This is a genomic window from Adhaeribacter arboris, assembly GCF_003023845.1.
Taxonomy (GTDB): domain Bacteria; phylum Bacteroidota; class Bacteroidia; order Cytophagales; family Hymenobacteraceae; genus Adhaeribacter; species Adhaeribacter arboris.
Genome location: NZ_PYFT01000001.1, coordinates 6,168,577 through 6,191,387 on the forward strand (window position 1 = coordinate 6,168,577; position 22,811 = coordinate 6,191,387).

Genomic DNA, 22,811 nt, shown 5'->3' on the forward strand with positions numbered 1-22,811 from the left:
AAACTTCTATTCCCTTATTGCTTGGTTTATTTAATCAGGCTGAGTACTTTCAGGTTGCTAAAATGTACCAGTAATAAGTTTTACTTTTAGAAGTAGTTTTTAATTAGATATACCTGCCTGTTTGACTATTCATTTTAAATCAATTCAATCTTATCTTCACCCGTAAAATCATATTTTATTTTTAAGAGTGCATGAAAAATATTTTAACCGCTTTTACTAAAAATAATAAACTCTTTTGGATTTCGGCTTTGGCCCCGGCCCTATTTTTAGCTGGGTTTACGAAAGACGACCCTACCGGTAAAAAAATAACCCGCCTGGTTCCGGCCGAAGCTGCTGCCCGGGCGAAAGCCATTGAAGCCGGCGAAAACCCGATTTTAGATGCCGGGTTGAGCATGCATGTATGGGGTATTGATTCGTTAATTGCCGACCCAATTGCGATTGACATCGACGACAAAGGTCGTTTGTTTTATACTCGCACCAACCGTCAGAAAAGCTCCGAATTTGATATTCGCGGCCACCAAAACTGGGAAATTCCTTCTATTAGTATGCAGACGGTGGAAGACCGGCGGAATTTTTTACGTAAAACCTTAGCTCCCAACTTAAGTGCCCAAAATACCTGGCTCCCGGATATAAACAACGACGGCTCCCACGACTGGCGCGATTTAACGGTGCAGAAAGAAAACGTGTTCCGGGTAGAAGATACGGATGGCGACGGCGTAGCTGATTTCCGGCAGTTGGTAGTAGAAGATTTTAACGACGAGGTAACCGATGTGGCCCACGGCGTATTGGCGCACAACGACGAACTGTACGTAACCGCCGCCCCCGATATGTGGAAGCTGAAAGACAAAGACGGCGACGGTTTAATGGATGAAAAAAAATCGATTATGACCGGTTTTGGCGTGCACATTGGCTTCAGCGGACACGGTTTATCGGGTTTAGAAGTAGGGCCCGACGGGAAAATATACTGGCAGATCGGCGATATCGGGTTTAACGGCAAAGGTCCGGACGGTAAGAAATGGGAATACCCGAACAGTGGAGTAGTGGTTCGCTGCAACCCCGACGGTTCCGATTTTGAGGTATTTGCTTCCGGCAACCGTAATACTCACGAATTTGTGTTCGACGAATACGGCAACCTGATTAGTGAAGATAACGACGGCGATCATCCCGGCGAAAAAGAACGGCTGGTATATATTGTAAACGGGGCCGATATTGGCTGGCGCAGCAACTGGCAGTACGGCAAATACCGCGACCCGGATAATAATACTTACAAAGTCTGGATGGACGAAAACATGTATAAGCCGCGCTTCGAAGGCCAGGCTGCCTATATTACGCCTACTATTGCCAATTTCGTGAGCGGCCCGGCCGGTATGTTGTATAATCCCGGTACTGCCCTTAGTCCTAAATATAAGAACCATTTTTTTATCGGGGAGTTTACGGGCAGCGCTGCCCGTTCTGGTATTCATGCGTTTACCTTAAAACCGAAAGGCGCTAGTTTTGAGCTTGGCGAAACCAAGAAAATTGTGGGCAATGTACTGGGTACGGGTATCGATTTTGGCCCGGATGGGGCCATGTACGTCGCCGACTGGATAAATGGCTGGGGTACCAAAAACAACGGCCGCATCTGGAAACTCGACGACAAAAGCCAGGCTAACTCCGCGGAGCGCCAGCTAACCAAAACTTTATTGGCCGCTAATTTTACTTCTAAATCGGACAATGAGTTGGGCGATTTACTTAAAAATGCGGATATGCGCGTGCGTCAGAAAGCTCAGTTTGCCTTAGCTACCCGCGGTGAAAAAGGAGCCGCCGTATTCCAAAAAAATATAAAACAAACGACTCATCAACTAGCCCGGGTACATGGTATTTGGGGTATGAGCCAATTAGCCCGCCAGGATAAAAAATACGCGAAACCACTCGTAAGTTTATTAAAAGACAAAGATCCGGAAATCCGAGCACAGGCCGCTAAATGGTTGGGGGATGTAAAATATGCCGAAGCCGGCAAAGCTTTAATTCCGGTGTTAAAAGATAACAATAGCCGCACCCGTTTCTTTGCCGCCGAAGCCTTGGGCCGCATTGCTTATGAACCGGCGGTTAACCCGCTGATTGATTTGCTAATCGCGAATAACGATGAGGATGCTTACATCCGGCACGCGGGTAGTTTAGCCCTGGCGCGCATTGGCAAAGCGGAACCGGTAGTTGCCTTAGCTAAGCATTCTTCGCGGGCTGTGCGCATTGCGGCCGTGGTAGCCCTTCGCCGGATGAGTCATCCCGGAATCAGCAGCTTTCTGGCCGATCAGGATGAATTTATAGTTACCGAAGCGGCGCGGGCTATTAACGATGATCTTTCTATTAAAGAAGCTTTACCAGCCTTGGGTAATTTGCTAGCTACCACGCGTTTTACCAACGAAGCCCTGATTCGTCGGGCTATTAACGCGAACCTACGGGTAGGAACACCCGAGGCGATGCAAAATCTAGTTAATTACGCGCAGAAAGAAGGTAACCCCATAGCGATGCGGGCCGAAGCCATGGATGCGTTAAGTACCTGGGCGAAACCTTCGGTACTGGATCGGGTAGATGGCCGATTACGGGGCGAGATACAAAGAGACCCCGTGGCCGTTAAAACTGAAACCGGCGACATGTACATTAAACTGTTGAGTAACCCGGATAAAAATATCCGGATGAGCGCGGTAAAAGCCATTAGCAAGCTTAAAATAGAACAAGGAGCGACGCCGTTATTTGCCCGTCTGAAAGAAGATAAAGAAGCCGGCATCCGGGTAGAAGCGTTACGCGCTCTGGCTGCCTTGCAGGACAAACAAATTAGTAAGGCCATTGAACAAGCGCTTTCCGATCAGGAAAAAACGGTGCGGGTAGCGGCTCTCGATTTGTTAGGAAAAACCAATATGCAAACAGATCTAATGGTATCCATGCTTTCGGATGTAATTAATACTCGCACTACCGAAGAAAAACAAGCCGCTCTGTTAACCCTGGGTAAACTGCCGGTTAAAAATACGCAGAAAGTTTTCGATCAGCTGCTCACTAAAATGGCGGCCGGAAATTTAGCTCCCGAAGTACAATTAGAACTAGCAGAAGCTATTGATAGTACCCGTTCGCGTCAATTAATTGCGCAACATAAAACTATTACAGCTAAACTGTCGCCGGATGCCTTAATGGCTTCTTTCAAAGGCAGTTTATTGGGCGGCGAACCGGAAATAGGCCGTAATATTTTCTTCCGTCACCAAACGGCCCAATGTATCCGTTGCCACTCTTACGATGATTTAGGCGGTAATGCCGGTCCGCGGCTGAACGGAGTAGCTAACCGGCTTACCCGCGAACAGCTACTGGAGGCAGTTATTAACCCGAGTGCGCGTTTAGCTCCTGGCTTTGGAACAGTTACTTTGGCGCTTAAAAATGGTAAAACAGTAAATGGTATATTACAAGGCGAAACAGATTCCGAGATCCTAGTTAAAGTCGGCGATCAGCCCAATACATCCATCCGGAAAGATCAAGTTGCCAAACGGACTAATTCTCCGTCCAGCATGCCCGAAATGCGATATCTCCTGACGAAAAGAGAAATCCGGGACGTGGTAAGCTTTCTGGCAACTTTAAAAGAGTCTGAATAAATCAGAATATAGAACAATAATCCAACAAAAAAGCCTCTCCGTACTAAAAGAGAGGCTTTTTTGTTGGATAATCTTAAATGAATTTTTATGGCCGGATTGATAAGTAATTATGTTAAAGCAGTACCACCGGTACTTGGTCCCATAAAATTGCCCCAATACGTACCTGCTCCTTCGTAATATTCGTGGCTATTAGTGCCCGGCCAATGGTCTTTGTCAAAACCGGGGGCTTGCTCTAACTGCTCTTTATTCGCATTCAGAATAAACCGTTGGTTTTCTGCATCCAATTTTAATGCTCCGAATGGTAGGGCGAATAATTTTTCGTTGATTCCTAAAATGCCGCTCATCTCCATAATAATGTAGGTAATAGTGCCTTGGTTAATATCCAGCATTAAATCTTTGATTTTCCCTAGATGTTCTCCCTGATCATTATGTACGTGATCTCCAATAATGGAAGAGGCCGTCAGAATTTTAACCGGCCAGTTGGCATTGCTTCCTTCCTGGTTCTGGCCAGTAAGGTTATCTTTTATTAAATCGTTTTCGTTCATGGTTGTATACATTAGATAGTTAAAAACCTAAATGGTATATCTTTCCTATACGGCAACGATTAAATTTTATTCATCTTCCAGCAGGTATTTTGTTATCGGTATTACTAAAAAATTAAAAAATTACGGACAGGCTCTCAGCCAAATGCAATAATGTAAGAAAACGTAGGAATAGATTAAATTAAATATCTAACGGCTAATAATCAGTTTTCAACTTTATGATTCGCTCTTACTTTTGAATTTTTCTGGTGCGCTCGTGCTTATTTTCTTTTTAATTGCAGAGCTAGATTGGTAACAAAAGTAGGAGTTTTTAACCTTAAACTTCTTCCCGGAGGTTGAATTGTTTTTGCTTTTTCTAATGATGTTCCCGTGCTAGGATTGGTCAATTCAAAAAGGCTACTATTTTAAATAAGTAACCAAAAATTGCATTTTGGAAGTTTCAGCAATTAAGCTCGGCTGCAAGTAAATGGAGGGAATCTGTAACCTTGGTCAGCAGGAAATAATCAAACTTATTAAAACTTCTCCGAAAGCTATCTCAGGTGGCCTTTATGCCGGCTGACAGAAACAATTGGTACTTAAGCTTCGATAGATCTTGCTGGTAACCAAAGGGATAAGCTACTAACCGGAAAAAGCTAGGACTGAAAGATTAATCGAAAAGAAAGATGTAGTTTATTATATTAGTGTAATTAGCATGAAATATTTCTAACTAGTGCTTTAAACTACACTGGACCAAATTAGATTTATAAAAAGAATAATTAAAGCAAACGGGTAATCGACGAAGAGTACAATAATTATAAATAAAAAAGCTGCTTCTAAAATTGTAAGGGAAAAGTTAAATTGAGAATACGACTAACATTATAAGCGTTGCTTACGTAAATTTCTATTTAAAATCTAATTTTCAAACAGACTCTTAACGATATGGATCCAATAAAAATAATGTCGGCGCTGGCTATACCGGCCGCGGTAGTAGTACTTAGTATTCGAATGTTTCGTTTAATAAAGAACCGAGCCTAAATACCGGTGCCTTTTCCTGGTGTAAAAGGTTTAAGCTACCTTTTACAACCAGCATAGGGTTTTACTTAACGGCTTTCTTAACTTTTACGGCCGTTAACCCCTTCGGAGTAGATTCTACTTCAAAGGACACCAGATTATTTTCTTTGATAGCATCAATTAAACCGTTCTGGTGCACAAAAATGCTTTCCTGCGTTTGCTGATCTTTAATAAATCCGTAGCCTTTGGATTCATTAAAGAAAGAAACAATACCGTGACGGATAGTTTCTACGGGTATATCTTCTTGTTTAGGTACACCAATCCGAATGTCTTCGAGGGCAATGTCTTTTTTTGATTTCGGATCAGGGGGAGTAGAGGAGAAGTTACCAAATTCATCTACGTAAGCAATCATCGAATCTAAACTTTGCCCTTTACTGGCATTTGCTTTACGCTCTTCTCTTTTTTCTTCTTTATCCTGCCGTTTCTTTTGTTTTTTCTTCTCGTTTTCTTTTTTGTTAAAGGTTTCTTGCGATCTGCCCATACTTTGTTATTTATTGTTTTTTCGCTAAGGCCGTGTGTGAGTCAAACGGTCGGCTGTGGTTACTTAATAAAGATACGAAATAAACTTTTCTTTTTCAGAGTCTTTCCAATTTATCTACTGCATCCGCTCAAGAATTTAAAATAAATTTTCTCTATTAAGTTCCAATTGTGATGCTTTGGGCTGAATTATAAACGAAAAGGTATAATTTATTCTTTATTTAGGTAAAAGAGAATGGGTCAAGAACAATCTATTTTGGATAGTTAATTTTTTATAGCTGAATTTCTAAAGTGCTTGTAACTGATTTAACAGGCATAATTAAAATTTATTGAAAAACGACGAACTTATCAAATGGCCCACGCACCTTCTCCTTTTTTGTAGGGCACATTTCCATCATAACGTCCGGGTGCTTCTACGTATCGTAAAGCTTTTGTAGCCCCAATCTTCGAAGTGCAAAATCCTAATATGGTTAACTGACGCATCATGGTAAAAAAATGAACGGGCGTACCATCTAGGGTAAGATACTCTCTCCGGCCCGGTTTTACGTCTATTGCGGCAGCTCGCTGCTCGGTATCTAATTTCTTTAGATAGTCTAGCTGAGATTTGGCATCACCTGCCAGAAAATCTTTGTTGTACGTTGCTTTAAAATCGGTTTTAATCCGGTTGAGCCCGGCAGTAAACACTTTTTGCTGATCGGTACTATAACAATCCGAAACCATCATGGCCATAAACGCCCCGATGTTGGCATCTTTTGCGCCCGGTTTGCCATTGATGGAAGGCAAAATAATACCCCCAATTTCGTGTAAAACTTTTTGATCCTCCGGGGTAAATAAAGAACTGGAGTTAGTATCCGGGTTTAGATTTAAACCGGCAGCGAAAGCTTCGCCGCCTATTACGGTTCCGCCTAATAGTAAAGCTACTTTAGAAATGGCTTCTCTTCTATTCATCGTGCTACTTATTTATCTTTAATATTTTTAGATATTTTGTTTTTTCAGTTCCCTAACCGCAAAATCGGCGGCCCGGGCGGTAATGGCCATGAACGTAAGCGAAGGATTCTGGCAAGCGGACGAAGTAAAACAAGAGCCGTCAGTTACAAATACATTCTTGGCATCCCAAACCTGGTTATATTTATTCAACACCGATGTTTTAGGGTCATGGCCCATGCGGGCGGTACCTACCTCGTGAATAGCGCCGCCAGGTTTGTAGCCCGGGTCGCCGCCGGTTACATTTTTCAAGCCGGCGGCTTCCAGTATTTCTTTACCGGCCTCCAGCATGTCGAGCCGCATTTTTCGCTCGTTTTCTTTTAATTCACAATCAATGGTTAAAGTAGGTAATCCCCATTTATCTAAATCTTTTTTATTTAGGGTAACTTTATTTTCGCGGTAAGGCAGCATTTCGCCGAAAGCTCCCATGCCAAAAGACCAGTTGCCTGGTTCGGTAATGGCTTCCATTAAATCGGCGCCAATGCTGTATTCGGCTACATTGCGGGTCCAATTGCCCCGGCTGGCGGAGCCTTGGTAACCATAGCCCCGCAGAAAATCACTTTTTTCGCCGTTGATATTCCGGAACCGCGGCACGTAAATACCGGATGGATTGCGGCCATAAACGTATTTATCATCGAATCCTTCGGCTACTCCGTTAACATGAACACCTAAATGGTGATCCATTAAATTATAGCCCAATTGGTCGCTGCTGCTACCTAAGCCATCGGGCCAAACCTCTGTAGCCGAATTCATTAACACCCAGGTAGAGTTTAAGGTAGAGGCGCAAACAAAAACGACTTTTGATTTAAACTGGTAGGTTTGGTTCGTTTCGGCATCTATAATTTCTACTCCGGTCGCTTTCTTTTTATCCCGGTCATATAAAAGGCGGGTTACAATAGACAAAGGCCGTAAAGTTAAGCGGCCGGTTTTCATGGCAGCCGGCAGGGTAGAGGATTGGGTACTAAAGTAACCGCCATAGGGGCAGCCCAAAGCACATTTACTGCGGCTTAAGCAATTGCGGTCGCCTAAGGGCTGGGTTAAATTAGCGGTTCGGCCGCTAATCATGGTTCGTTTACCTTTAAAATAGGCGGTCATTTTAGTGGATATATCCTGCTCCACGCAGTTTAGTTTTATGGGCGGCATAAATTCACCGTCGGGTAATTGCGGTAAACCATCTTTATTACCGCTTATGCCCGCAAACTTTTCGACGTAGCTGTACCAGGGCGCCAGGTCTTTATAGCGAATGGGCCAATCAATAGCAATACCTTCTTTAGCGTTCCCTTCAAAATCCATTTCGCTGAACCGGTAACTTTGCCGGCCCCACATCAGCGATTTGCCACCGACATTATAACTCCGGTACCAGTTAAATGGCTTGGTTTGCGTATAAGGTGCACCCTCTACCTCGGTGGAAACACTAAACTTGCCCGGGGAATAAACCGATTTATCCTTGGCAGCAATGGCGGTCTCCATAATAGCTTGCTGCGGCTTATAGCCCCGGTACTTGTTATCCCAGGGAGTTCTGGTTGCGTTTACGTAATCTTTTACGTGCACTACATTGTGACCCCGTTCCAGCATTAAGACCTTTAAACCTTTTTCGGTCAGCTCCTTTGCTGCCCAGCCGCCGCTCACCCCGGAGCCTATTACAATTGCATCATACGTTAGTGTAGCCATGCGTATATTTTTAAACTGATTAAATATAACTGGTAAAAAATCGATTTTAGAAGAATGCTGGAGCAAGGGAAAAGTTAACCTGAAGTCAGGTTTAAGCAATTGGGTATCTTCCGCTTAGAAATATATTTATTTGCCTAAATATATTCTAACGATTCAGGCAAAAACTTTTTATGAACGACAGGAATTTTGCAAAATTTGAAAAAAGGCTACCTTAAGAGAAGGTAAGGAGGATTAAACTTTTGGCTTGTTCTATGGCAATCCGGAATGATTCTATTTATGCTCTTGTACCTGAATAGGATTAATTGAGCAGTAAGTCCGCCTTTAAAAATCAAAAACTTTATGCTTAACTTTCGGAGAAGGTTGTTACGAAATAATGTTGGCGAACGAACAAGAAACAGGAAATCAAGAGGAGAAAACGAGGCAAGCTACTGATTATGTGCTGGAAGGTACCCGTGTAGCCACCATCACTTATAAGGATATTGTAAATTACAGTACCCCCGAAGTACTTGCCACCATCGGTTCTTCGTACGAAGTTTATCCTACTTTTCTTTCTTTAAACCAAGGATCTTTTACTTTTTCGGGAAGAGGTATTACTATACCAGAAGTAAAAGTTGTTCAATTTCCGGATACTATATGGTTAACTTGTTCCTGTAGCGCTCCTAAAATTAATTTATGTGCCCACCAGGCCCAAGTGTTGCAAGCCTTAACCATTCGGCCCGAGCTAAGGGTTTTCTTTGATGAGCAACTGCGGCGCGAAAAAATAATTTCCACAGCCCGGGAGTATGGTCTGGCTGAAGCCGAAAACCTGGACGAGTATTTTAACCTGGAATACACGAATAAAAGCGTAACCGTAATACCGCGGATAAAAGAATTACTTCCTGTAAACGCCGAAACGCAGGCCTTTTTATCGACTGCCCTACTGCCGCCCACTAAAGTGCCAATACCCACCCAAGTAGCAGTTAAGGAAACATCGCGCCTAATTGTAGTTTTAACGGAGCATAGATATTATAAGCATTTATACCTCGAATTATACCAGGCGGCCCTTACCCAGGAAGGAAAAATTAAAAATCCCTTACAAGTAATTTCCCCCGCGGATTTAATTTGGCTCACGGAAAACCCCGAAGAAGTAAAATTTTATTCGGCCATAACCAAGTTTCAGCGTAATTACCACACCGACCCGGTTGAATCGGATCGGGAGGCCTTGAAAGCTCTGGTAAAAAACCCATTGCACCTTAGCTTTTACCTGCATCAGCCGAAGAAAAATGCGGTAGGAGTGGAGGGTACCTCCTTAGTACCCGTGCAGCTTCAAAATTTACCTTTAAACTTAGAGTTGGACGTAGAAGTAAAAGACAGTTTTTACCAGATTACCGGCGACCTTCGTTTGGCAGAACAAAAAATTAATTTATTAAAGCTCCTGGTTAAACACGAGTATTTTATTCAGATAAAAAATAATCTTTATTTAATTCAAAACCCGGATTTGCACCGGGTTATTCAATTTTTTAAAAAGCGCAATCACAAAATACTCATTCACGCATCTAAGTTTGCCGAGTTCCGGGAAACCATTCTGGCCAGCCTGGAAAGTAAAATCCAAATAAATTATTCGTATGTAAAACCCGCCACCGAAAAGCAAATAGTAGATTACGGTTTCTACGAAACCCAGGAGCCGCTCATTTACTTATCTGAATCGGAAGACTTTATTTTGATTACCCCAGTCATGCGCTACGGTCCCCTGGAAATACCTATTCATTCCAGAAAGCAGATTTATGCTACCGATGCCCGAGGCAATGCTTTTACCCTGGCGCGCAACGAAGAGGCCGAAAACAATTTAATGGCGGCTGTGCTGCAGGAGCACCCGTATTTTTACGAGCAATTGCACCTGGATTGCTTTTACCTGCACCGCACCCGCTTTCTGGAAGAAGGTTGGTTCTTGGATGCTTTTGATAACTGGCAGCAACAAGGCATTTCCATTTTGGGCTTTAAAGAATTAAAAAATAATAACCTAAACCCCTATAAAGCTAAAATATCTATTCTGGTTACGAGTGGCATAAACTGGTTCGATACTGCTCTGGACGTTCGGTTTGGGAAACAAAAAGTGCCTTTAAAGTACCTGCATCAATCTATCCGGAACAAAAACAAGTTCGTAAAACTCGATGATGGCAGCCAAGGTATTATTCCCGAAGAATGGCTTACTAGATTTACCGCGTATTTTGAGGCCGGCGAAGTGGTGAACGAACAAATACGAACGTCTAAAATTAATTTTTCCAGCATTACGGAGCTTTACGAAACCGAAGTATTAAGCCAGGAAGTACGAACGGAGCTTGCTTTTTACCGGGAACAACTAAGTTCTTTTGAAGCTATTCCGGACGTTGCCGTACCGGAAGGGTTACAGGCTACTTTGCGTGATTACCAGAAAGAAGGCTTAAACTGGCTCCATTTTCTGGATCAATTTAATTTCGGGGGTTGCCTTGCGGATGATATGGGCTTAGGAAAAACCATTCAGGTTTTGGCTTTTATTTTAACCCAGCGGGGAAAAACAGAACGCAATACCAACCTGGTGGTGGTACCCACTTCTTTGTTGTTTAACTGGCAGGAAGAAGTAGCTAAATTTGCACCTTCGTTAAAAACTTGCACCCTACACGGAGCGAACCGGATAAAAAACTTGGACGGCCTGGATGAATATGAAATAATACTTACTTCTTATGGTACCTTGCTGTCGGATATTCAGGTATTAAAAGAATACATTTTTAATTACATTATCCTCGACGAATCGCAGAATATTAAAAATCCGGAATCGCAGCGGTACCGGGCGGTGCGACTGTTGCAATCGCGCAATAAATTGGTGCTCACGGGTACGCCCATTGAAAACAATACTTTTGATTTATACGGTCAGCTTTCCTTTGCCTGCCCCGGTTTGTTGGGGAACAAGCGTTATTTCCGCGATCATTATTCTACTCCCATTGATAAATTTAAAAATAGCCGCCGGGCAGCCGAACTACAGCGTAAAGTAAGCCCTTTTATTTTAAGACGCACCAAGGAACAAGTAGCCCAGGAGCTACCCGATAAAACCGAAATAATAATTTACTGCCAGATGGGTTTGGAACAACGCCGGGTATACGAGGCAGCAGAGCGGGAAATCCGGGATTATATTTCGGCGCAGGACGAAGGGGAGATTAAGAAAAACAGCATGCACGTTTTACGCGGTCTCACCAAATTACGGCAGATTTGCAATTCCCCGGCTTTGCTCCCCGACGGCGATTATAATGTAACTGCGTCAGCCAAAACTGAAATTTTAATGGAGCAAATCGAGAGCAAAGCGCCTTATCATAAAATTCTCGTGTTTTCGCAGTTTGTGTCTATGCTGGAGTTAATTCAAAAAGAATTAGAAACCCGCCATATTCCGTATTCTTTGCTTACCGGCCAAACCAAAGATCGGGCAGGAGCAGTAAATTCTTTCCAGGACGAAGATTGTATTCGGGTATTTTTAATCAGTTTAAAAGCGGGCGGTACCGGCCTTAATTTAACCCGCGCCGATTACGTGTACCTCGTTGATCCTTGGTGGAATCCGGCGGTAGAAAACCAAGCCATTGACCGCACTTATCGCATCGGGCAAAAGAAAAATGTAGTAGCCGTTCGCCTAATTTGTCCGGACACGGTGGAAGAAAAAATTAAAAATTTACAGGAAACAAAGAAAGAGTTGGCGCAGGAAGTAATTAAAACAGAGAATTCGATTTTAAAATCTTTATCGAAGCAAGATTTGCTAGGTTTGTTTAGTTGAGGAGAACAGAGCTCATCAATACTTTTTTCTAAAGACAACAATTTACAGTAAAAACAAAAAAGCCTGCCGAACCGGCAGGCTTTAGGCCGCTAAAGCAGGAGACTAAGCTGCTTTAACGAGAGATGGCAACATCTTATTCTCACCCATTCCGATGCACCATCATATTTTTGATTTGTTAGTATTCTACTTCGTTAGCATTCCAGTTGGTCCAGCCGGCAGTCCAGTCGGTAGCACCAAAAGCACCCACATAATTAGCATTTTCGAAGAATGGATCTAAACTTGTAGTGGTACCACCTGTTAGCAGAACGGAACCGGCAGCAGGTAAAAAGTTAGGAGTTGCTTGGTTAAAAGCATTCGGTAAACTTAAAGTAGCATAATCGGCAATAATGCTGTTGTTGTTACCGGTAGCATTAAAGAAGGCAGCTAAATCAAAGGTACTAGCAGGTTTGTTAGGTGTAACGGTAGCATCTCCGGCAAATACAGCTAAAGATTTAGAACCGGAGCCCGCAATAATTACATTTTTAATTTTTAAGGAACCAGAAGTAGCATTAGCTTCCGTGGTAGAGCTATTTCCACTTTGGTCATCCAATAGGAGACCAGTAGGCCATCCAGCAACTAAAGTATTATAAACTGAAATGCTGCTGTTCCGCCGAATGTGCATGCCCCGTTTAAAATTAGAGTTATAGTCAGTAGCAGCAGCTTCCGGATTAGCTTTGGGACCAAACAAGGAAACATTGGAGAACATAGCCGAAGTTTTAGGAGTAGCGGCAGAACCTTGCGCATCGTTATCGGACTCAAAACCATTTGAACCCGATACGTCTGCTACGGCTGGATCGCTCATTCCTACCAGGAACTGCAATTTGCCCGAAAAGCCATTGTCGGTATCAAACATATCATCTACGGTTTTGTAAGCCACTAAATGCTTGGCATTAACGGTACCACCAAACCACTCGAAAGAGTCATCGCCACTGTGTGAAATTTGAATATAGTCTAGAGTTGTGCCGGAGCCAACACCACCCATAGTTAAGCCATTAATTTCATTATCCGGCTGAAAAGCAATACCGCCAAATTCAATTCGTACGTATTTGAGGCTACCAGAATTATCAGCAGCATTAGTGCCACCGTATTCCCGATCTACACCACCTTCAATTTTACCAGTACCATTTGGTAAGTTTATGGGGGCATTTCCTAATAAAATAATACCTCCCCAATCGCCGGACTTACGGCTACCTTTGGCTTGTGCAGACGTAAAAACAATAGGTTTAGAAGCTGTACCTTCGGCCATGATTTTGCCGCCGCGTTCAATAATTAAAGTTGCTTTAGAAGTTTTATCGCCTTTAATAATGGTACCAGGTTCAATGGTTAAAGTAGCACCGCTCTGTACATACACGAAGCCTTTTAAAAGATATTTTTTAGTGGCAGAGAAAGTATAATTTTGATCAGTTGCTCCTTCTATCTCCGTCATGCCATTTGCCTCGGTAACCTTAAATTCTGTTTTAGGTGTTACTACAGGGTCTGTATTATCGTTGTCGTCGCAAGCAAAAGAAGCCACGGCTAGCAGGATAAGAAAAGCCCAGTTTTGTAATTTTTTCATAATGTTTTTAAATTAAATTTTAGTTAGGTGAGAGTTGGTGGTTTTTCTAAGAATTCGAATTTTAAAGCTTATACGAGATGCCAAACGTTGTATATTGGCCACGACGGTATTCGTAAATAGACTCGTCGATTTTATTAATTTTAGCATTACTATCTGAATCTTGAGTTAGTCGGAATTTCTGATTAAATAAATCCTGAATACCAGCTTTTATTTCAAAGCGCTCGCCAATACCTTTTGTCAAAGTCAGGTCCAGAACATTGCGGGGCATTTCGTATACCGTAGGATTTTGGGAATTACCTACGATAAAGATGCGCTTACCTACTACGTTGTACAATAAGTTTACCTGCCATTTACGATCATCGTCTTGGTAATATATTCCTGAGTTAATGATATAAGGTGACTGGCCCATCATAGCTCGTTTCTTATCCTGAATAGTGGCTAAATTGCCTAGGTTTACCTGGCTCTTAATTAAGGTAGCATTTAAAACCAGAGAGATATTTTGTAAGAATTTAGACTCTGATAGGTCGAGCAACGATTTACGAATTTCGGTTTCTATACCGTAACTGGTGGAAAAATCGGCGTTGCCAAAAGTGTAAGAATTAGCGGCATTCGTATTCTCGAAAGTATTTTCGATTGGTTTCTGAAAATACTTATAAAAAGCACCAAACGATATGATTTCTGTTGGATTGGTATATAATTCGTATCGGATATCAGTATTATAAATAGTAGGAGTTTTTAAGTTCGGATTACCTGTAATCTCGAAGTTGGTGTTAAAATCGTAATAGGTAAATGGTGCCAGTTCCCGGAATTCAGGACGGTTTACGCTTAGGCTAGAACTCCAGCGAAGGAGCGATTTCGAAGTAAGATTATAAGTCAGGTTAAAAGAGGGAAGTACCCGGGTAATAGGATTGTTTACTTCTACCGGAGCTCCCCCTAAACGACGACTGTGTAATTTCTGTCGGTTGTATTCGGCCCGCACCCCACCGGATACATTAAATTTAATGCCAAGTGGGATATTAATACCCGTATAACCAGCTAACAATAAGTTAGATGCGGTATAATGATCGCTAGGGCCCGTGCCTTCATTTAAAATTAGGTTCCCATTATCAATGTTCTGCTGCGCGAATATCTGATCTAATGGTTCGTAAACTAAACCAATATTGTAGTTTGAACCGGGAGCGTACGACATGTAGCGGGCACTAAAATCGCGTTTTTTGTTTTCAGTGTAGAAACCTATCCGTAGTTTTGGAGCCCTTTCGATTTCACCGGAAGTAGAATCAGGCTGACCGAATAAGTGTTCAAACTGGCCGCTGGCCATAACAATGTTCTCGTTAAGCTTAGAGTAAAAGCGGCTGGCATCGCGTAAGCTAGGTACAGTGGGAATTAACACCGCAAAAGCTTCATTAGATCCGGCCTCGCGCTGCGTGCGTACTCTACGGTAATCGGGCTCATTCCGGTTAGTGTAAGAATAACCAGTTGTCCAGGTAAAGGTATTTTTTAAATTTGGCAGGGTATGTGTGCCTTGTAATTGGCCAGAATAAATGGTGCGGCTTTCGTAGCGCAAGGCGTAGTTCCGTTGCTCCTGTACCCCGTTGGTTTGGTCGGTTCCTTGACGTTCGGTTACCTGGCTACTGCCTAACTGATTAAATAAATTGCGGAATTCCAGTTTATGACGATTGTTGAACCGAACTCCCCAGTTATGAATAACACCTAACCGCACATTAGCATTCGATTGCTGATCATGAAAATTATAGGCTATCGAACTATTCTTAGTATCCGGATTATATTCCAGGAAATCGGTGCGTAGTGCATTATAAGATTGACGCGTGTTAGAGTAAGACAGGGAAGTAAGATTACTAATTTTTACATCGCCAATATCCATCCGGCGGGTTAGCCCCAGCGACATTCTCAAATCAGGGGCCGCCGTTTTATTTGTCGGCAACCAGGTGTTAGGTAAAGCGCGGGCAGCTGTGGCTACAGTGGTATTATTGGCTTCGTTAAGATTTTTCGGAAAAGAACCAGGTAGTGTCCGGGAGCCGTCATCGAAACCTAAAAAGTCGGTTTTGCCGCCACTGTAGGTAGCAAAATTATTAAAAGTAGTATTGTTACGGTAAGACCCGGAAATGTTTAAAGTAGTACTGTTTTGGTCCGCAAAGTTCTTGGTGTAGACTTTTATAACGCCACCGCCAAATTCTCCGGGCAGTTCCGGTGAACCACCTTTGTAAATCATTATCCGGTCGATAACACTGGTCGGCAGAATATCAAATGAAAACGCTTTCGTATCCGATTCGGTGCTTGGAGTCAAGGCATCGTTGAGCATAACCGTGTTGTAGCGCTCACTTAAACCCCGTACGTAAATGTAGCGATCGTTCATGACCGTTACTCCCGGAATCCGTTTTACCGTCTCGGCCGCATCGCGATCCAGCGATTTGGTTATTTGTTCGCCGGAAACCCCGCTTACTACTACTTCACTTTGTTTTAATTCTTTAATTAACGTTATATCGGTGTTGGTTTGCTTCGTACCCGTAATAGTAACCCCACCTAATTGCGTAGTAGCTTCTTCAATGGCTATGTCTAAAGTGGTAGTTTTACCAGCCGTAATTTGAACACTCTCAAAATTTTGCGGCTTGTACGAAACGTAAGAAGCGGTGATTTTATACACCCCCGGATCAATCTGAATAGAATAGTTACCCTCCAGGTCGGTAGTGGAGCCTTTGTTAGAACCGGTAATAAAAACTACAGCTCCGATAATAGGTTCGCCGGTTTTTTTGTCTTTTACTTTGCCGGCTAAAGTACCCTGTTGAGCAAATGCAAAGATGCTGGTACTCAGCAAAGTGAGTAATAATAGAATTTTCTTCATAAACTTGAATGGGATAGATGGTGCGTATTAGTCTCGGCCGCAAAAGTACCTCACCTAGTTTATTCTAAAATTACCGGGATGTTATGTTATTGTTATGTTCAGGGTTGATTTGTTATGCAATTGTTAAAAGAATATATACTGGTTTATTAATAAATATATGCTAATTGAATAATTAAAAAACATAGTTCTATGCTCTTTTTGCTCGATAAGGTGCATGATTAGGTAATATTCCTCATTTTATTATCATTCCAGATTTTTCTATTGTAAATTTGCCCGAAACGTATAACGTGTTTAAAGAAGTAACTTACCTGGTACAAAAAGATTTTTTGCTGGAATGGCGGCAGAAATATGCCTTTAATGGGATGTTATTGTACGTGGGCAGTACCGTTTTTGTGTGCTATCTAAGCTTCCGGTTGCGTTTTGCTAATTTAGAAGTGCCCGTTTGGAATGCTCTGTTCTGGATAATTTTATTGTTTACCTCGGTAAACGCGATTGCAAAAAGCTTTATTCAGGAGAGTCGGGGCCGGTTGCTGTATTACTATGCGTTGGTAAGCCCCCAAGGTATTATTCTGGCCAAAATTGTATACAATACGATATTAATGCTGGTGCTGGCCTTAATTTGTTATTTGTTTTACGCCGGGGTATTAGGTAACCCGGTGCAGGATAATTTGCTGTTTATAGGTACTATAGTAATAGGAGCATTAGGTTTTTCTACGTCCCTGACCATGATTTCCAGCATTGCGGCTAAAGCGGCTAATAGTAGTACCTTAATGGCGGTACTAAGCTTCCCGGTAATTATCCCAATGCTGCTGATGCTCATGAAATTATCGAAAAATGCCATTGATGGTTTGGATCGTTCCGTTAGTTCGGATGAATTACTAACCCTACTGGCTATAAACCTGATTGTAGTGAGTGTCTCTTACATTCTGTTTCCGTATTTATGGCGCAGTTAAGTTTTAATAATGAATTTTTAATGCGTAATGCTAATTTTAGTAGGGAGAGAGGTAGCTAAAAGAAGAAAAATTTTGTGGGCAGATTTATAAAAATATTCACCTAAAATTAAATAAAATGGTGGAAGTGTTTGTTACATTATAAAGCGCAGAAGCTATAATTTACTACTATGAAACTAACCTGGTGGAAAATTTTAACGGTACTATTACTGTTTTACACAGTAGTTGCCGGCTTATTATATAAGGTGCCGCACCTGGCTATCCTTAACGAGACTATCCGTAACATCTATTTCCATGTGCCCATGTGGTTCGGGATGATCATTATTCTAACTATCTCGGTCGTGTATTCTATTAAGTACCTCCGAATGCCTTCGGTGCGGAACGATACCATTGCCGAATCAGCGGCCAAAGTGGGCGTTTTATTTGGGGTGTTGGGCATTATTACCGGTATGGAATGGGCCCGTTTTACCTGGGGAGAGTATTGGAGCAACGATCCCAAACAAAATGCCTCCGCTATTGGTCTACTTATTTACTTTGCTTACCTAGTCTTGCGTAGTTCGTTTGCCGAGCAGCAGCAACGGGCCCGCATCAGCGCCGTGTATAATATTTTTGCTTTTGCCGCTCTTATTCCTTTGCTGTTTATTTTGCCCCGTTTAACCGATTCGCTGCATCCGGGCAACGGGGGAAATCCTGGTTTTAGCTCCTACGATTTAGATAATAACATGCGAATGGTCTTCTATCCGGCGGTTATTGCCTGGACCATGCTGGGCGTTTGGATGGTAAACGTAAAAACCCGACTCGAACTTCTTCAACATAAATTCCATGAACAACATGCTTAAGTATTTATTTATAGTATTTCTGTGGTTAGCTGCTGCACCCGTTGTTACGCTGGCGCAAACCGCCGAAAATGCCACTACCGTACAGGCTACCACCGAAACGGGTAACTCGGACGTGGAAATGGCAGATACGTTGCGCCGGGATGGCAAAATTTACGTGGTGGTAGCGGTAATTGCTACAGTTTTAGCGGGTCTTATTATTTACTTAATCCGCTTAGATCGTAAGGTGGCCCGACTGGAACAACAGTACAGAAGCTGATATAAATCAGGTTTTTACTGGAATTATTATACTGATTTCGTGTTTACATTAAGAGAGTAGCTTTCTCCAATTCTAAAACAAACAAATGAAAAGATCGCATATTATTGGTATTGGTATTATTGCCTTGGCTATCGGAATTATTATTTCTTCGGCCGGCGATGCCAGTATGTACGTTTCGTTTAAAGAGGCTCGCGAATTAGCTTCTGAAGGCAAAACCAGCAAAGTGCATGTGGTAGGTCGCTTGAAGAAAGATGCCCAAGGGCATATTGTGGGGATGGAGTACAACCCGGTTTTGGATCCAAATTATTTCTCGTTTGTGTTAGTGGATACGCTGCGCAATGAACAACGAGTCGTGTATTTTCAACCGAAACCCCAGGATTTCGAGCGCTCGGAGCAGGTAGTAATTATGGGGAATATGCAGAAAGATTCTTTTGTAGCCGACAAAATACTGCTCAAATGCCCGTCGAAATACGTCGAAAAAGAAATTAAACAAACGGCAAGCCTTTAGGTTAGTTAAGAGTTAAAAGTTATAAGTTAAGAGTTGTTTATCTTGTAATTTTAATACTCTTTAACCTCTTTCAACAATTAAAATATTGTCGATCATAATTTAAATAAATGCAAAGAAAGGTTATGGTTTAATCAACTCATAACTCTCAACTCATAACTCTTAACTTTTAAAAAGCAGTGATAAATACGTTCATTGGTGATCTGGGGCACGCGAGTGTGATTGTGGCTTTTGTAGCGGCTATAGTGGCGGCGCTGGCTTATTTTATGGCGGCAAAAGGCAAACCGCTCGGCGACACCGATCTAAATTGGCGCAACTTGGGGCGGGGCGCTTTTTACGTGCATACTATTGCGGTATTGAGCATTATTTTCAGTTTGTTTAATATTATTTATAACCACCGCTACGAATATTATTACGCCTGGAGTCACTCTTCTAATTACTTACCTACCCACTTTATGATTTCCTGCTTTTGGGAAGGACAAGAGGGGAGCTTTTTGCTGTGGATTTTCTGGCATACCCTGCTGGGTTTAACCATTATCTGGTTTAATAAAAAGTGGGAAGCGCCTACTATGGCCGTTTTTGCTTTTGTGCAGTTATTCCTCACTTCCATGATTCTGGGGGTAGTAATTGGTGATTTAAAAATAGGTTCCTCACCGTTTATTCTGCTGCGCGATTTTATGACCGATGCGCCGGTATTTAAACTGAACCCGAACTTTATTCCGAAAGATGGTACCGGCCTGAACCCATTATTGCAGAATTATTGGATGGTCATTCACCCGCCCACCTTGTTCCTGGGCTTTGCTATTACTTTGGTACCTTTTGCCTTTGCTATTGCCGGCCTTTGGAAGCGCGAATACATTGCTTGGATAAAACCAGCTCTGCCCTGGAATTTATTTGGTGGTTTAGTTTTAGGCGTGGGTATTATGATGGGCGCTTACTGGGCCTACGAAACTTTGAACTTTGGCGGTTACTGGAACTGGGACCCGGTAGAAAATGCCGTGTATATTCCGTGGTTAGTATTAATTGCGGGTCTGCATACTATGGTTATTTACAAGCGCAGTAAGCACGCTTTACGTACCACGTTTGTTTTAATAGTTACTACCTTCTTACTTGTTTTATACGCTACTTTCTTAACCCGTAGCGGTATTTTAGGTAATGCTTCTGTTCATTCCTTTACCGATTTAGGTTTATCCGGACAGTTATTTGCTTATCTGGCGGCTTTTGTAGTATTAGCCATTGTTTTGTTAGTTCGTCACTGGTCGGCTATTCCGGCTACCGAAAAAGAATTAACTACTTACAACAGCGAATTTTGGGTATTTATTGGCGTTGCCGTTTTGTGTTTGGGAGCTTTCCAGGTACTAGTAACTACTTCTATACCAGTTTACAACTCTTTCCTAGGTTTTATCGGCATTAAATCCAATATGGCTTTACCGGCCGACCAAATTGCCCACTACACTAAGTTTCAGTTATGGATGGGGGTGAGTATTGCGGTATTATCCGGATTGGCGCAGTTGCTTTGGTGGCAAAAGAACGATAAATCTAAAGTAATGAATGCTTTAGCCGTACCACTTATCTTAACCTTTCTCTTTGTGAGTCTGGTGTATATGCTGGGTAAAATAGAGCTCATTCCTAAAATAAATTCTGTTTCTTATTTTGTGCTGCTATTTGTATCGGTTTTTGCCATTTTCGCGAATCTAAGCATGGTGCTTACTCTGGTGCGGCGGAAAGTAAATTTATCGGGCGGAGGCATTGCCCACATTGGTATCGCGCTAATGTTATTTGGTATTTTATTCTCGTCGGGGTACTCCAACATTATATCGAAGAATACCTCGGGTTTATTATATTCCCGCGATTTTCCGGAAGATATAAACCGCGATAACGTGTTATTATTCCGGAACGAAAAAGTTCAGATGGGCCCTTACGATGTAGCTTACCGCGGAAGATATTTTGAAGTGAAGGACTTTCCGGAATACGTAAACAAGCAATTATTATTTCAATTACCGGATGAACACCAGGCTTTAGTGCGAGCAGATATTAAGTACCAAGACAAAGTGTACTTTAAAACCGGCGATACCGTTAATATTTACCCGGAAAATACCTATTATCAGGTTGAGTTTAAGAACCGGGAAACCGGCAAGGCTTTTACGCTTTATCCTCGGGCCCAAGTAAACCCCGAAATGGGTTTTATTGCTTCTCCGGCTATAAAAATGTTTTCGAATAAAGATATATACACTCACGTTCGCGTAGCCGCCGACGATAAAGAAAAGCAATGGAGTGAGTTAAAGGAACAGGATTTGGCAATTGGCGATACTTTGTTTTTAAACGATTACTTCGCGGTACTAAAAGCAATTGAGCCCACCCGCGACGTAAAAGGCATTGAACTGGGAGCGAACGACGTAGCCGTACAAGCTGATTTTATTATTTCCGGCGAAGACAAAGATTATCACGCGCATCCGGTTTTTGTCATTAAAGATAATCTGGTAGGCCGAATTCCGGACGAAATAGAAGACTTAGGCTTGCGGTTAACCTTCCTGAACATCGATACTAAGAATAATAAATTTAAAGTAGGCGTAAACACCACGCAAAAGGATTACGTTATTCTGGCAGCTATTGAAAAACCATTTATCAATATTCTCTGGATAGGTACTATTATTATGTCTATTGGAATGGGAATGGCTATTTTTAAACGCTACAAGGAAACCAAAACGGTAACTAACCCCGACGCGGGTAGTTCTAAGAAACGAGCCGTGCGAAATAAACAAATGGCTTAGTAGTATTAAACACATTTTGAATTTTTCAAAAAAGCGGAGACTTCTCCGCTTTTTTGTTTTATGTAGTTTAAATTTGTTCTATTATGACTTCTTCCCTTTCTATTGCATTAGTTGGCTCCGGTAACGTGGCCTGGCATCTTGGGCATGCTTTTGAGCAAGCTGGTCACCGGATTGTTTCTGTTTATAGCCGTTCCCTGATAAAGGCTGAATTTTTAGCGGAGTCTCTGCTGCAGGCGCATCCTACCCATCAATTAGATTTTAGCCTGGTAAAGGCTGATGTTTTTATTCTGGCTTTAAAAGATGATGCAGTAGAAGAAGTGTTGCAGCGGGCGGTTTTTCCGGTTAATAGTTTAGTAGTACACACGTCGGGTAGTTTGCCTATTACTATATTCACCAATCAATCTAAAATAAGGGGTGGAGTTTTTTATCCTGTTCAAACTTTTAGTAAAGAAGTAGCTATTAACCTAAAGCAAACCCCGATTGGGGTGGAGGCCAGCAATTCCGCTGATTTAAGTTTATTGAAAAACCTAGCCGAAAGTATTAGCGAGCAGGTAATAGAACTGCCTACGGAAGCCCGCCAAATAATTCATTTAGCAGCTGTTTTTGCCTGTAATTTTACCAATCATTTGCTGGGAATTAGCCAGGAAATTTTAGAGAAGTATCAAATTGATTTTTCAGTATTGCAGCCGTTAATAACGGAAACTCTTCAGAAAGCTTTTACGCATTCCCCTTTCCAGGTACAGACCGGACCCGCCGTACGGTTCGATCAAAATATTTTAATTCAGCATCAGCAATTATTACAGCATTATCCTAATTACTTGGCTATTTATAATACACTAACGGAAAGTATTCAACAGAAAGCACAGGAACTTGCGGCATTAAACCAGCTCTATACTCAAGAATAAATCCTGATTGTTAAA

14 protein-coding genes are annotated in these 22,811 nt (G+C 42.1%); 8 read left to right on the forward strand and 6 right to left on the reverse strand.

Features of this window, described 5'->3' with window-relative positions:
- Window positions 1–191 precede the first annotated feature (191 nt).
- Window positions 192–3,617: a HEAT repeat domain-containing protein gene (locus AHMF7605_RS25035; protein WP_106932696.1), complete on the forward strand. Its 3,426-nt coding sequence runs from the start codon at window positions 192–194 to the stop codon at window positions 3,615–3,617.
- Window positions 3,618–3,724: 107 nt separating this feature from the next.
- Here the strand turns inward: AHMF7605_RS25035 and AHMF7605_RS25040 are convergent, their stop codons facing one another.
- From AHMF7605_RS25040 to AHMF7605_RS25055, 4 genes are all read right to left on the reverse strand, one after another.
- Complete coding sequence (locus tag AHMF7605_RS25040) at window positions 3,725–4,162, reverse strand: PRC-barrel domain-containing protein (RefSeq protein ID WP_106932697.1); 438 nt, start codon at window positions 4,160–4,162, stop codon at window positions 3,725–3,727.
- 1,072 nt (window positions 4,163–5,234) lie between these two features.
- Window positions 5,235–5,690, reverse strand: coding sequence for a cold-shock protein (locus tag AHMF7605_RS25045; protein ID WP_106932698.1), 456 nt, complete (start codon window positions 5,688–5,690; stop codon window positions 5,235–5,237).
- A gap of 344 nt (window positions 5,691–6,034) precedes the next feature.
- Window positions 6,035–6,634 (reverse strand): gluconate 2-dehydrogenase subunit 3 family protein, encoded by a 600-nt coding sequence (locus tag AHMF7605_RS25050; RefSeq protein WP_106932699.1) that lies wholly within the window; start codon window positions 6,632–6,634, stop codon window positions 6,035–6,037.
- Between the two features lie 27 nt (window positions 6,635–6,661).
- Complete coding sequence (locus AHMF7605_RS25055) at window positions 6,662–8,341, reverse strand: GMC oxidoreductase (protein ID WP_106933613.1); 1,680 nt, start codon at window positions 8,339–8,341, stop codon at window positions 6,662–6,664.
- 373 nt (window positions 8,342–8,714) lie between these two features.
- Here AHMF7605_RS25055 and AHMF7605_RS25060 point away from each other — a divergent pair, with 373 nt between their 5' ends.
- Window positions 8,715–12,116, forward strand: a complete 3,402-nt coding sequence (locus tag AHMF7605_RS25060) for a DEAD/DEAH box helicase (RefSeq protein ID WP_106932700.1) — start codon at window positions 8,715–8,717, stop codon at window positions 12,114–12,116.
- 175 nt (window positions 12,117–12,291) lie between these two features.
- Here the strand turns inward: AHMF7605_RS25060 and AHMF7605_RS25065 are convergent, their stop codons facing one another.
- Both AHMF7605_RS25065 and AHMF7605_RS25070 read right to left on the reverse strand, forming a co-directional pair.
- The gene (locus AHMF7605_RS25065) at window positions 12,292–13,710 is read right to left on the reverse strand and encodes a hypothetical protein (protein ID WP_106932701.1); all 1,419 of its coding nucleotides are present in this window, start codon (window positions 13,708–13,710) and stop codon (window positions 12,292–12,294) included.
- A gap of 61 nt (window positions 13,711–13,771) precedes the next feature.
- A complete protein-coding gene (locus AHMF7605_RS25070) occupies window positions 13,772–16,570 on the reverse strand; it encodes a TonB-dependent receptor (RefSeq protein ID WP_106932702.1) in 2,799 nt (932 codons plus the stop codon).
- Between the two features lie 269 nt (window positions 16,571–16,839).
- On the opposite strand from AHMF7605_RS25070, the gene AHMF7605_RS25075 reads away from it, so the two are divergent.
- The 6 genes from AHMF7605_RS25075 (at window position 16,840) to AHMF7605_RS25100 (ending at window position 22,796) form a co-directional block, all read left to right on the forward strand.
- Complete coding sequence (locus tag AHMF7605_RS25075; RefSeq protein WP_262512368.1) at window positions 16,840–17,523, forward strand: heme exporter protein CcmB; 684 nt, start codon at window positions 16,840–16,842, stop codon at window positions 17,521–17,523.
- Between the two features lie 167 nt (window positions 17,524–17,690).
- A complete protein-coding gene (ccsA, locus tag AHMF7605_RS25080; RefSeq protein ID WP_106932703.1) occupies window positions 17,691–18,359 on the forward strand; it encodes a cytochrome c biogenesis protein CcsA in 669 nt (222 codons plus the stop codon).
- On the forward strand, window positions 18,343–18,615 hold the full coding sequence (locus AHMF7605_RS25085) for a CcmD family protein (RefSeq protein WP_106932704.1): 273 nt from the start codon (window positions 18,343–18,345) through the stop codon (window positions 18,613–18,615). Before ccsA (AHMF7605_RS25080) ends, AHMF7605_RS25085 begins: the two co-directional genes overlap by 17 nt.
- Window positions 18,616–18,700: 85 nt before the next feature.
- Window positions 18,701–19,123: a cytochrome c maturation protein CcmE domain-containing protein gene (locus AHMF7605_RS25090; protein ID WP_106932705.1), complete on the forward strand. Its 423-nt coding sequence runs from the start codon at window positions 18,701–18,703 to the stop codon at window positions 19,121–19,123.
- Window positions 19,124–19,299: 176 nt separating this feature from the next.
- Window positions 19,300–21,891 (forward strand): cytochrome c biogenesis protein CcsA, encoded by a 2,592-nt coding sequence (gene ccsA / locus AHMF7605_RS25095; RefSeq protein WP_106932706.1) that lies wholly within the window; start codon window positions 19,300–19,302, stop codon window positions 21,889–21,891.
- Window positions 21,892–21,974: 83 nt separating this feature from the next.
- The gene (locus tag AHMF7605_RS25100; protein WP_106932707.1) at window positions 21,975–22,796 is read left to right on the forward strand and encodes a Rossmann-like and DUF2520 domain-containing protein; all 822 of its coding nucleotides are present in this window, start codon (window positions 21,975–21,977) and stop codon (window positions 22,794–22,796) included.
- The last annotated feature ends 15 nt before the right edge of the window (window positions 22,797–22,811 follow it).